The organism is Bradyrhizobium erythrophlei (assembly GCF_900129505.1).
Classification (GTDB): Bacteria; Pseudomonadota; Alphaproteobacteria; order Rhizobiales; family Xanthobacteraceae; genus Bradyrhizobium; species Bradyrhizobium erythrophlei_D.
In genome coordinates this window covers 4,151,581-4,163,854 of sequence record NZ_LT670818.1, presented here as the reverse complement: position 1 = coordinate 4,163,854, position 12,274 = coordinate 4,151,581, and the positions used below count along the sequence as shown (strand labels likewise).

At 61.0% G+C, this 12,274-nt stretch carries 9 protein-coding genes and 1 pseudogene; 6 read left to right on the top strand and 4 right to left on the bottom strand.

Annotation, left to right across the window (positions count from 1 at the left end; all coding sequences use genetic code 11):
• Positions 1-528 precede the first annotated feature (528 nt).
• A pseudogene (locus B5525_RS19360) lies at positions 529-1,310 on the bottom strand (acetoacetate decarboxylase).
• Between the two features lie 33 nt (positions 1,311-1,343).
• On the bottom strand, positions 1,344-2,519 hold the full coding sequence (locus B5525_RS19355; protein WP_079567436.1) for a DUF3734 domain-containing protein: 1,176 nt from the start codon (positions 2,517-2,519) through the stop codon (positions 1,344-1,346).
• Positions 2,520-3,153: 634 nt separating this feature from the next.
• On the opposite strand from B5525_RS19355, the gene B5525_RS19345 reads away from it, so the two are divergent.
• Positions 3,154-3,591, top strand: coding sequence for a hypothetical protein (locus B5525_RS19345; RefSeq protein ID WP_079567434.1), 438 nt, complete (start codon positions 3,154-3,156; stop codon positions 3,589-3,591).
• Positions 3,592-4,014: 423 nt separating this feature from the next.
• On the opposite strand, the gene B5525_RS19340 is transcribed toward B5525_RS19345, so the two are convergent.
• On the bottom strand, positions 4,015-4,689 hold the full coding sequence (locus B5525_RS19340) for a TetR/AcrR family transcriptional regulator (protein ID WP_079573559.1): 675 nt from the start codon (positions 4,687-4,689) through the stop codon (positions 4,015-4,017).
• A gap of 130 nt (positions 4,690-4,819) precedes the next feature.
• On the opposite strand from B5525_RS19340, the gene B5525_RS19335 reads away from it, so the two are divergent.
• From B5525_RS19335 to B5525_RS19315, 5 genes are all read left to right on the top strand, one after another.
• Positions 4,820-5,578 (top strand): sensor histidine kinase, encoded by a 759-nt coding sequence (locus B5525_RS19335; RefSeq protein ID WP_079567433.1) that lies wholly within the window; start codon positions 4,820-4,822, stop codon positions 5,576-5,578.
• Positions 5,579-5,595: 17 nt separating this feature from the next.
• Positions 5,596-6,132: a hypothetical protein gene (locus tag B5525_RS19330; RefSeq protein ID WP_079567432.1), complete on the top strand. Its 537-nt coding sequence runs from the start codon at positions 5,596-5,598 to the stop codon at positions 6,130-6,132.
• Positions 6,133-6,327: 195 nt separating this feature from the next.
• The gene (locus tag B5525_RS19325) at positions 6,328-7,398 is read left to right on the top strand and encodes an efflux RND transporter periplasmic adaptor subunit (RefSeq protein WP_244567958.1); all 1,071 of its coding nucleotides are present in this window, start codon (positions 6,328-6,330) and stop codon (positions 7,396-7,398) included.
• Entirely contained in the window at positions 7,395-8,471 is a 1,077-nt protein-coding gene (locus B5525_RS19320; protein WP_079567430.1) for an efflux RND transporter periplasmic adaptor subunit, read from the top strand. The genes B5525_RS19325 and B5525_RS19320 overlap by 4 nt, the downstream gene beginning before the upstream one ends.
• Positions 8,468-11,611: an efflux RND transporter permease subunit gene (locus B5525_RS19315; RefSeq protein WP_079567429.1), complete on the top strand. Its 3,144-nt coding sequence runs from the start codon at positions 8,468-8,470 to the stop codon at positions 11,609-11,611. Before B5525_RS19320 ends, B5525_RS19315 begins: the two co-directional genes overlap by 4 nt.
• Here the strand turns inward: B5525_RS19315 and B5525_RS44060 are convergent.
• Entirely contained in the window at positions 11,587-11,865 is a 279-nt protein-coding gene (locus B5525_RS44060; RefSeq protein WP_154073310.1) for a hypothetical protein, read from the bottom strand. The genes B5525_RS19315 and B5525_RS44060 overlap by 25 nt on opposite strands.
• Positions 11,866-12,274 lie beyond the last annotated feature (409 nt).

Below are 12,274 nucleotides of genomic sequence, written 5' to 3'. Positions count from 1 at the left end.
TTGAGGACGGGTCCACCGCGAAGCGTCCTACGTCATCCGACGTGGCGGCGTGCCGTACCCGTATGGAGAAATCGAACACGACGTCATCGCCGCCTTGATGCGTACGCCGACGGCAGAACGGATGAGCGCGAGAGCGAAGTCACGTCGGTGGCTCCACTCGGTAGCAGTTTTTTATTACGCGATTCCAGGATCAGGTTACATCTGCAACAGTGGAATAGCCTGACTCGCGCTACGCGCGCAGCGCGCTTTCTGACTTTAAATTTAGTCAGGCGTCTCGCGGAGTTGAGCAACAGTGATGTCGAAGCCAGTAGCGTTTCGTTTCTTTGGAGCGATTGCCACCTGCGATGCGTGTCGAGGTTGGGAGCGATAGTTCCTCAAGGAGGATGATCATGTTGCGTGACAGCGGTCGCGTTATTGAACGGCCACTTTGCGACGCGAGACCTATGCCGCTTGTCGAACCGGTCACGAGTGCCGTCTTACCTTTCAGAATACCCATGTTGTTCACCGTGTTCTGGCTTAGAGTTGCGATCAGGTAACCAGAACTCTCTCGCTGGCCCGGAGCGAGCTTCGTATCGGTTGCTGCAGATAATCATGGACAACCCTCCCGAGGCCGATCGTAAGGTCGGCGCGGATGTGGATTGCGGAGACGATCTCGAGAATCGGTAATTCGGCTACAGGAGCCAATGCGTGAGGTGTCAGGGATAGGGCCGCTGGCCCGGTCCAGGCTCCCCTCAAGGCGATTTCCTCAAGGCGGTATTCGACGAGCTCGCAGATACGCGGGCTGCCGTCGACGTGCGGAATGATCTTGAGCAGGAAGTTCGGCGCCTCCAGCGAAGCCTTGACGTGGCCTCGCGGTGTTTGTAACCCATCGTGCCGGTCGCGACTCGAACCGGACCATAATCCAGGGTCCCGAGGAGCGTGTCGATCTCGGTTCGCAGCGTCGGCTGCGCCAGCTTCTTCGGAAAGCCCCAGAGCTCGCGGCCACCGGCGATCGGCCCCTCGTCGTTGAGGAACATGCAATGGGTGTAGCTGCCTTTGCGGCCACGGAACGAGACGGGGATAACCTGCCCGCTCTCGGTGTAATCGCCGAAACCGTTCGAATCCGGCATGCGGATGAATTCATACTTCACCAGCGCCTCGCGCTGGTCGAGTTCGAGCGGTTGGGGCACCACCGCGCGCAACCTGGCCGGATCGGTGCGATAGGTGATGATCAGGTATTCGCGGTTGACGAACCGGTACGGTCCGGGCGGACAGGCAGGGCTCGTCAGCGGCATCGCGAAGGCGCGCTCCAGCACTTGTTTCTCCTGCATTGTGGGTTCTCCTAGTGTTGAATTCAGTTTGTCCTACTCACGACCGTCGCGCTCGAGATCGAACGTGAAGACGCCATCCAGGCTCGTGGGGCGAGTAAGAACCTCGGGATGGCGCAGCGTGCGTACTGCATCGTGATATCCCGCGCGCCAATGATCCTGCATCGACAGGCGCGAAAACTCGTAGTCCTTGGAGTGACCTTCGTAGTTCTGAGCGCGGTAAATCAGGTGAATGATGTTGTAGACCTTGTCACTAGCGACCGACTTCAGGATCTTCAAGTCATCGTTCTCCTCAAAATCAGCAGGAAGCCTGCGCAGCAGGGCATCAAGGGCACGCTGGATCCGGTGCACGTTCTTAAATTGGCCGGTGCTTGCTCGCGTACGGCTTGAAAACTGAATCTCCTTCTGACGTGTGGCAACCTGCGCAAGGTTGCGCGGAAGCGCGCCTTGCGAACTCCAAAGATCGACTTGAAATGCGAGCGTATCCTGGCGGCGGGGATCGCTCTCGATCACCCACTGCAGCGGTGTGTTGGACACGAGGCCGCCATCCCAGTACTGCTCGCCATCGATCTCGACCGCCGGAAAGCCCGGTGGCAGTGCCCCGCTCGCCATGACGTGCTCAGGAGCGATCTTGTGAGTGCTGGTGTCGAAATAGACGAAGTTGCCGGTCCTGACATTGACCGCGCCCGCGCTGAAACGCGTCATTCCGGCATTGAGGCGATCAAAATCCACAAGGCGCTCAAGCGTGTGCTTGAGGTCACTGGTGTCGTAGAAGCTGGTTGCCCCGGGCGTTCCGCCCGATTGGAGCCACGGCATCACGGTTCGCGCAGAGAAGAATCCCGTGGCGCCCGACGCAACCGCGAGATTGGCGCTCATTTGGTTGAGTAGATTGCGCGTGTCGTCACTCCGGGCCAAATCACCGAAGGGATTGCCTAACCAATCCCAGGGGGCGCTCGAAGTCACGTGCGTCCAAAATTCCCGCAGCCGATCGACGCGGCAATTGGGCGGGTTGCCCGCGATAATGGCGGCATTGATCGCACCGATCGATATGCCGGCGATCCAGTCAGGATGGATATTGGCTTCCGCAAGCGCCTCGTAGACGCCGCCTTGATATGCCCCGAGCGCACCTCCGCCTTGCAATAACAAGGTGACGCACTCAAAGGGTAGCCGCCGTTCCGCGGTCGCGAGGTGTGGTCGAAGCTGGAAATTCATTGCCTGCTCTCCGTTTGGAGCGTTCGGACCATCTCGATGTTTGTCGAGTCCGACTCGTGCTCGCCTGTTCTGCTCGGTGTGAGAAAGAGGATTGTCTTTCTCGGTTGACGAATAAAACTAAACCGTGTAGTTTACATAAACTACGAACGAGCAGACCTGTCAAGGAGAAGGGCTCAAGCGACCCGCTCAGCTTTTTGTGAGTGCGGCAATCCGCTGAAATCCCGGCTTCTTACGCAGGCCGCCGCTTCGGAACGAAACCCAAGACCAACCAGAGGAGTGATCAGATATGATTTCGAAAACCAGACGTCGCTGTATCGCACTGGTGGCAGCATTGCTTTGCGCCACAACCGCTTCTGCGCAGGAGAATCGCGGCACCCCCGAGCAGAGGGCCGCGTGCGCGCCCGACGCCTTCAGACTCTGCGCTGGCTACATTCCCGACCCTACGAGGGTCGAGCAGTGCCTGAGGCAGAGCAAGCTCGACCTTAGCGACGCGTGTCGTTTGGTGTTCGAGCAAAGCGCCGGCCCAGTGGCCGGCAGAAGCAAATAACTGAATGGGGCTGCCCTAGGAGCACGACCGGAATCCTGCGCAAACACGGCAGAAACGCCGCGTGAGCAGCAACAAGGAGTTAACAGGATGGATATGTTCTACATTCCCGCACTTGCGTCGTTTTCGGGATCGGCTTCCGGAACGCTGGCATCGATTGTCACCGGCTGGGTGACCCAGCGTCGCAAGGACCGCGTCCGGCATAGCCTGCGGGCCACGTGCCAGCGCGAGCAGCTTTACACGACATTCATCGAAGAGGCGTCGCGGCTGTATGCCGACGCATTGATGAGCGATAAATCCGAGATCTCGAAGCTCGTCGACCTGTTCGCCCTGGTCGGGAGAATGAAGATCCTCTCGAGCGACGAGGTGATCGAAGCAGCCGAGAAGGCCGGCCGGTTGATCGTCGAAACCTATCTTTCCCCGAACAGGTCGTTTGCGGATTTGCCGGAGCTGTTGGGCGGAATGGATCCCTTCCGGGAATTCAGCGACGCCTGTCGCCGCGAATTGCAGGCAGCGGACCGGCGCTGAGACGCTCTGCCATGCCATTGATTCAGTATTTCGGGTGTGCAGGAAGCCTTCTGCTTGCGCCGCTTGTTGCCGCAAGTTGGTGCTTCCGTGCGGCGTCCTCCGAGCTTCCGCTGGACGAGAAGATCAGCATCCGGATCCACTTCCGCACGGAAATGGCCAGAACGCGTGCAGTTCGATACGCTCATCCGGCAGCGCTGCCATCGGCTGATGCTCGTCTCGCCGACGCCGATGTTGCGCCCGATCAAAGCCTCGCTGAGACAGGACGGCAGGGTCCACTCGCAGCATTTGCCGAAATGAGGCCTCGCCTTTCTAGGCCGTGCTTTCAGCCGTCATGCGCCACGCGCCAGCTTGCGGAGCAAGAGGCCTCGCCAGTCGGGAAAGATACTCGACGCCGCGGACGTTGCCACGCGGCACGCAAGGACGTTACTTTCCCCAATCCGCTTCACAAGCCGCCAGGAAGAAGCTGACGCGTTCACGCACGAACGCCGGCAACTCGCTTCTCAGCTCTTTGCCGCCCTCCCCCATCAGAGCCCGCATCAGCATTGGGAGCAGGATGAGATCCATGAAGATTTGCGCCGTGGCGAGGCTTCGTTTGCCGCTGAAGGGTCCCTTGGAGCCGCGCGAAAGCGTGTGGGTAGCATCATTCAGGACATGGGAAACAGCAGCCGCTGCCTGATCGCGCCCGGCCTCATGGACATGGCGGCTCAACGCCGGGAATCTGTCGGCTTCGGCGATAGTGGCGCGTGTGATGCCGAGCGTTTCCTCGATGAATCGTTCGACAACCTCGATGCCGAGGCTCGCGAGCTTGTCCTGAACCGTGCGTCCCTTGGGCTCGAAACCCTCGAAATTCGTCAATCCACCGAGGACGCGGGCCACAACCGCTTCGAACAGCGCCTCCTTCCCTGGGAAGTGAGCGTAGATCGTCGGCTTGCTGGCCGGCGCCGTCTCGGCGATCTCGTCGAGACTTGCGCTTTGATAACCTCTCTTGAGGAACACCAGCTGAGCCGCATAGAGGATCCGCGCTTTCACGTCGCCCGCCAGGTCTTTGGGCGGTCTTCCCAGACGCGGCCGTTTCAAATCATTGTGCTTGTTCACCATCGGCTTCATCCCTGCATTCACGATGCTGCGAGCGCCCGAGCTCACTGACAATTCCGGCTTGACACGTCTTTGGTGAGCGTGCAAGTAAAATAAACTATACGGTATAGTTTATATCAATCAGGAGGCCGCTGTGCCCGTTTCCCTACCCCATCCGCCCGCCCTGGAAGGACGAACCCTCCTGGACGAGCTCAATCACCGCATCAAGAACGAACTCGCCTCGGTCATCAACCTCGTCTCTTTCAAGGCGATCTGGACCGACAATGTCGAGGCCAAGGAAGAGCTGAGCAATGTCGTCGATCTGCTTCACCAGCATATCGAGGTCCACAGCATTCTGACGATGCCGGACCGTGACGCGCTCGTCGACGCCGGCGAACAGCTTCGCAAGCTTGGCTTGGCGATGAGCCGGTGCAAGCTGGACCGCATGAATATCCACCTTCTCTTGTCGATCGACACGTTACCGCTGGAATCGGAGCGGTGCTGGCGGCTGGCGCTGGCCGTTTACGAGTTGGTGACGAACGCGGTCCGCCATGCCTGCTTTGACGGCCACGACGGCGAAATCAAAATCAAGCTGATGCGTGCCGGTTCCTGGGTGAACTGTCGAGTGACCGATAACGGATCGGGCCTCGGAAGGATCAAGCCTGGTCGGGGCCTGCGGATCGTTGGCGAGCTGGCAAAGAGCCTGGGCGGCCGGATGGGGCACACCTTCGGCACGGCATGGACCTCGTTCGCCCTGGACTTCCCTCTGACGCAACGCGAACAGCACGCCAACCGCGCGGTTGTCGCCCGCCGTTCCAGAAGCAGCCGTCGATTGAAGGCAACGCCTATGCTGCCTTCCGAGCCAGTTGCCGGCGAGCTGGCAAATCCGATCATCGCTCAGCCACGGCTCTAGATCGAAGGAAACACACAATGTCCGCAAAGGCTCTGCTTACCCTGTCCGCGAGCGTGTTGCTCGGCGCCGCTATCGCCGCACCTCATGCCGCATTCGCGCAGTTCCGCCCTCCGCCGGCCCTCGCGGGTCCTCCTCCCGGCCTCGGTGCCGGTGGTCCTCCTCCGGGCCTGGGCGCCGGCGGTCCTCCGCCCGGGGGGTCTCCGGCCGGACCTGTCGCCGGCTTTGCGGCCCGCGGCCCCGTGGGCGCACCGCCGCGCGACGTCGCTGGTGCTCCGCCGCGTCTCAATGGTGCTGGCGGACTACAGGGTCCCGATCGCGGCGGCCAGGCCGGTTTTCGCGGCATCGAGGGTCGCGGCGCGGCCTACAGCGCCAATAGATACGCTCGCAATGCTTACGACAGCCATGGCTATGGCCGTGGCTACCGGTACGGGCCGTATGCGGCGGCCGCGGCTTACGCCTACGGCAGATCCTACTCCTCCGACGACGGCTGCTACTACGTGTCGACATACAGGCGATACGGCACCAGGCGCGTTCTGGTCTGTGATGGAGACTGATTGAGGCGGACGGCCTTGGGCGCCCCGGTCTAGCACCGGGGCGTCGGTCTTTTGGCCGATCGCAACTTACCCGTCAGAGCCGCTTTTAGGTCTTGACGACGTATTAAATAAACTATACGGTTTAGTTTAATTGGAGCAGAGATCGCCATGCACCATTTTGTCCCTCCTCCGCCCGTGCGGGCCATCCCGAGGCCCATGAGTGCCGCACTCGCGCTCGTGCTGCTGGCGCCGCCGCTGAGTGCCTGCAATGACCGCGCCGCCACCATCGTCGAGCGCGCCGCGTTCGTGCACACCGAAATCGTGCAGCCGCAGGATTGTCAGGGTGGCCTCACGCTGACCGGCGAGGTCCAGGCCCGTTTCCGCGCCGACCTCTCCTTTCGTGTGACCGGGCGCGTGCTCGCGCGCCCGGTGGATGTCGGCGCCCACGTCAATGCCGGCGACCTTCTGGCCCGGCTCGATCCGGCCGAGCAGCAGGCCGATTTTGACGCCGCGACCGCAGCTGTGGCCGCCGCGGAGGCCCAGCTGCGCGTGGCGCAAGCGACCTTTGACCGGCAGAGCAATCTCCTGTCGAGCGGCTTCACCACCCGCGTCGCCTATGACCAGGCGCAGGAGCAATTGCGAACCGCACAAAGCACGCTTGAATCGGCAAAGGCGGAGCTGGGAAGGACCCGCGAGGCGCTTGGCGATACCGAACTGCACGCCCGCGCTGCGGGTGTTATTACGGCGCGAAGCCTCGAGGTCGGGCAAGTCGTGCAGGCGGCCCAATCGGTTTTCACGCTGGCGCAAGATGGCGAGCGTGACGCCGTCTTCGATGTCCCTGAATCCATGTTCTTGGGCGATATGGAGGGAGGCCGCGTGTCGCTGGCGCTGGTTTCGGGCTCTGACGTCACCGCAGTCGGCTACGTCAGGGAGATATCGCCTGCCGTCGATCCCAAGAGCTCCACGGTTCGCGTGAAAGTCGCGATCCAAAATCCGCCCCCTGCGATGACGCTCGGAGGCGCCATCGCGGGGACCGCCGGGACCAAACCGGCGACGGAGGTCACGTTGCCGTGGACCGCGCTGACGGCAGTGGGGTCAAAGCCCGCAGTCTGGATCGTCGACCCCCAGACAAAGACAGCGTCGCTGAAGCCGGTAACTGTCGGCGCTTACGAAGCGGGAGCGGTGCTGATCAAGGAAGGGCTCGAGGCTGGAGACCGCGTCGTTGTCGACGGAGGCAAGCTGCTGAGCTCCGGCCAGCCGGTGACATATGGCGAGGATCGATCATGAAAACGCGGTTTTTTGTCGTCGCAAGTGCCATCGCTTCGGCACTGGTGATGGCCGGATGCAAGCAGGAGGCGAAGGCCCCGGAGCCTGTTCGGCCCGTGCTGTCGTCCGTCCTGGAGCCGACCGCATCCGGCAGCACGGTGGCGGTGGGAACCGTCCAGCCCCGCTATGAAACGAATCTCGGTTTCCGCGTGCTGGGACGCCTCATCGCGCGTCCAGTCAACGTCGGAGATCTGGTTGCCGAGGGGCAGACGATTGCGGCAATCGATCCCACTGCCCTTGAGCTCGCCGTGCGGTCAGCGAGAGCGGACCTTTCGAAAGCCCAGGCCCTACTTGAAAACACAATCGGGACCGAGGAGCGGAAACGGATCCTGATCAAGACCGACGCCACGACCCAGCAGACGCTTGACGATGCAGAGCAAGTGCGCGCGGGCGCACAGGCATCGACCGCTCGCGCCCGCGCAAACCTGACCAAGGCGATCGAGCAGCTCGGTTATGCGGAGGTCAAGGCCGATTTCGCCGGTGTCGTCACGGCCGTGAGCGCCGAAGTGGGACAAGTCGCCTCGCCGGGTCAGAGTATCGCGACCGTGGCGCGGCCGGATGTCAGGGAAGCTGTAGTCGATATCGGCGCGGACTTCCCCGTGCCCTTGACCGTCGGTTTGCCGTTCACCGTCGGCTTGCAGCTGCTTCCTGGTGTTCAAGTCCAAGGGCAAATTCGCGAGATTGCGCCGCAAGCTGATTCCGTGACGCGTATGCGCCGCGTCCGTATCGCCTTGAATGATCCGCCTGAAAGCTTCCGGCTCGGAAGCACCATCACGGCAAGGCTAAGCAACGGTCACAGCTCAGGTCTGCGCGTGCCCGCGTCCGCCGTCCTCAAACAGGGCACCGAAGCTTTCGTCTGGCTCATCGACGCTCCCAAGAGCACCGTTTCGCTGCAAAAGGTCGACCTCTCCGAGGACGAAGGAGGCATCCGCGTCACCGGTGGTCTCTCCATCGGAGCGCGCATCGTGACTGCCGGGATCCACAGCCTCAAACAAGGACAGCAAGTCCGCATCGAACAGGACTCTACGCCATGAAATCGTTCAACCTTTCCAGCTGGGCACTCGGACATCGCTCGCTTGTGTGGTATTTCATGATCGCCTTCATGGCGGCCGGTCTCTTCGCATATCTGCAGCTGGGGCGGCAGGAAGATCCTGATTTCACCATCAAGACCATGGTGATCGGGGCGCAGTGGCCGGGCGCTTCGCCCGAGGAAATGACGCGCCAGGTCACCGACAGGATCGAGAAGAAGCTCGAAGAGCTAGAGTCGCTCGACTATACCAAGAGCGTCACCGTTGCGGGCCAAACCACTGTCTTCGTCTATCTGCGCGACACGACGAAGGCTGCCGACGTCGCCCCGACCTGGGCGCGCGTGCGCAATATGATTGCGGACATCAAGGGCGATTTCCCGCAAGGCGTGATCGGGCCGGGCTTCAACGACCGCTTCGGGGACGTCTTCGGCAACATCTACGCTTTCACCAGCGACGGCCTGACCCAGCGCCAGTTGCGCGACCGCGTCGAGGACATTCGCGCAAAAGTCCTGACCGTCCCGAATGTCGGCAAGGTCGACATTCTCGGCGCGCAGGATGAAAAGATTTTTCTGGAATTTTCGACCCGGAAGATCGCGGCGCTCGGCCTCGACATCCGTTCCATAGTCTCCTCGCTACAGGCCCAGAATGCCGTCGCGCCCTCGGGAGTATTCCAGGAGGGACCGGAGCGCATCAGCGTGCGGGTCAACGGTCAATTCGCATCCGAGGAAAGCCTGAAGGCGATCAATCTCAGGGTCAACAACCGGTTCTTCCCGCTGACAGACGTGGCAACCATCACGCGTGGCTACGCCGATCCGCCGATGACGCTGTTTCGCTTCAACGGCGAGCCCGCCATCGCACTCGCGATCGGGATGAAGTCGGGCGCGAACTTGCTTAGATTCGGCGAGGCGCTGAAAGAGGAAATGTCCAAAATTCTGGCCGAGCAGCCGATCGGCCTGGGTGTTCATCGCGTCGCTGACCAGCCGGTCATTGTCGAGCACGCCGTGTCGGGCTTCACGGAAGCCCTGTTCGAAGCGGTGGTCATCGTGCTCGGGATCAGCTTCTTGAGCCTCGGCGTTCGCGCCGGTCTGGTCGTTGCGATCGCGATCCCCTTGGTTCTGGCGATCACGTTCGTTGTGATGGCGTATGCAGGAATCTCGCTGCAGCGCATTTCGCTCGGCGCCCTGATCATCGCGCTCGGCCTCCTGGTTGACGATGCCATGATCGCCGTTGAAATGATGGTGGCGCGGCTGGAAGTCGGCGATCCCCTGGAGAAGGCCGCAACGCACGTTTACACCTCCACGGCCTTTCCCATGCTGACCGGCACGCTGGTCACCGTCGCCGGCTTCATCCCGATTGGGCTGAATACCAGCAACGCCGGTGAATTCACCTACACCTTGTTCGTGGTCATTGCTGTCTCGTTGCTCGTGTCATGGATTGTTGCCGTGCTGTTCACGCCCTCGCTTGGCGTCACGATTCTGCCGGCCAGGATGAAAGGCCATCATGAATCCAAGGGCCGTGTTGGGCAGACGTTTGCCCGCCTGCTTCTGGTTTGCATGCGTCATCGCTGGATCACCGTCGGGGTGACGGTCGCGGCCTTCGCGCTCGCTCTATTCGGCATGCAGTTCGTGCAGCAGCAGTTCTTTCCCTCGTCGGACCGTGCCGAACTGGTCATCGACTGGAACCTGCCTCAGAACGCCTCGATAACCGAGACCAATGCGCAGATCGCCCGCTTCGAACGTGAACAGCTACAGACCAATCCCGCCGTGGACCATTGGTCGACCTATGTCGGAACCGGCGCTCCGCGATTTGTGCTGTCGTTCGACGTGCAGACGGCGAATACCTGGTTCGGCCAGATGGTCGTCGTCACCAAGGGTGGCATTGCCGCGCGTGACCGCGCCAAGGTGCAATTCGAAACCTATCTGAGAAAGACCTTTCCGGGCACCGATACCTTCGTCAAACTGCTCGAGGTCGGACCTCCGGTCGGGCGTCCCGTGCAGTACCGGCTGAGCGGACCCGATATCGCCAAGGTGAGCGAGTTTTCCCAAGAGCTCGCCGGCGTTGTGCGCGCCAATCCGCACCTCGATCATGTCGTGTTCGACTGGATGGAGCCGGCGCGGGTCGTCAAGGTTGATGTCCTGCAGGACAAGGCGCGCCAGCTTGGCGTAAGCTCGGAGGACATCGCGACGACGTTGAACGGCGTCCTTGCCGGCTCCTCGATCACCCAGGTGCGCGATAGCATTTACCTGGTAAACGTGACGGGACGCGCGACCGCACCGGAGCGCGCATCGATCGATACGCTGCGCGACCTGCAATTGACCGGCCTTGGTGGCCAGTCGGTGCCGCTCGGAGCGGTCGCCACGCTGCGCTATGAAATCGAGCAGCCGACAATCTGGCGACGATCGCGGCTTCCCACGATCACGCTCAAGGCAAGCATCCTCGACACCGTGCAGCCGAAGACCGTCGCGGATCAACTCGCGCCGAAGGTGGACGCGTTCGCTAAAGGGTTGCCGGCCGGATACTCGGTCGCAATCGGCGGGTCGGTCGAGGAAAGCGCGAAGAGCCAGGCCCCGATCGAAGCGGTCGTTCCGCTGATGCTTTTCATCATGGCGACGATCCTGATGATACAGTTGCAAAGCTTCCACCGGCTGTTCCTGGTGTTCGCAGTGGCCCCCCTTGCCTTGATCGGCGTTGTTATGGCCTTGCTGCCAAGCGGAGCGCCGCTCGGATTCGTCGCGATCCTCGGTGTGCTGGCGCTGATCGGTATCCTGATCCGCAACTCAGTGATCCTGATCGTTCAGATCGAAGATCTGAAGAAAGCGGGACGGCCCGCCTGGGACGCGGTCGTGGAAGCGACCGAGCACCGCATGCGGCCGATCATGCTTACCGCAGCCGCCGCAAGTCTCGCCCTGATTCCGATTGCGCGGGAGATTTTCTGGGGACCCATGGCCTACGCGATGATGGGCGGCATCATCGTTGGCACGGTGCTGACGCTGCTGTTCTTGCCGGCGCTGTATGTGGCGTGGTTCCGGATCAAGGAGCCGAAGCTCGCGACGGACAACCATCACGAAAATCCGATAGCCGTCGAATTGAAAACAGATCTGTCAGCTGCTGATGCGCCCGGTCAGTGCGAAATGGAAAATGCATAGGAGCTAATTTGAAAGAAATTCTGAGTCTCTTCACGTTCGGCATCGGAGCGCTGTGATTCGTGGCGTTCTTTACCGCCCTTAAACCGCTCGCCGTCACTGCCGCTACAGGGCTGGCCAACCCGGCCTATCGCAGCACGAAAGCTTCGCCCACGCTCACCTGCCCGTCCAACAGGGCTGCACACACCGATATTGCGCAGATTTATGAAGGTGCGTTCAAGGCTGGCTTTAATCACAATGAAATAGCAGTGGATCATGCTTGGCCCTTAGCGACGGACACACTTATGTCGATGGGCGAATGCCATATCACTGGGAAAAACCAATCTGGCGCGCCTATCGAAGTGAAAGGCATTTGGACTGGAATTGACGTTCGCAAGGGCGGAAGTTGGAAAATTCGGCTGCTCACTGCCTTCCCGAAAGCCCCGCTCCGAAGGATTAGCGTATCATCCTGCAATGATATTCCCTTACCAAGGAAGTCGCCATCGTCAGCGGCTTCCTCTCTTTTACGGCGGCCCTCCAGAATAATCGCTCCGAGCACATATAGTCCGCTTTGCCCGAAAGCGGACTCAAGTCGGACATCCCACCATGTCCGTTTTTCCTGCCAAAATCGGAAGTCCGCCAAATGTCATTTCTTGATCCTCGTCGAGCAAAAAGAGAGACCGCCTC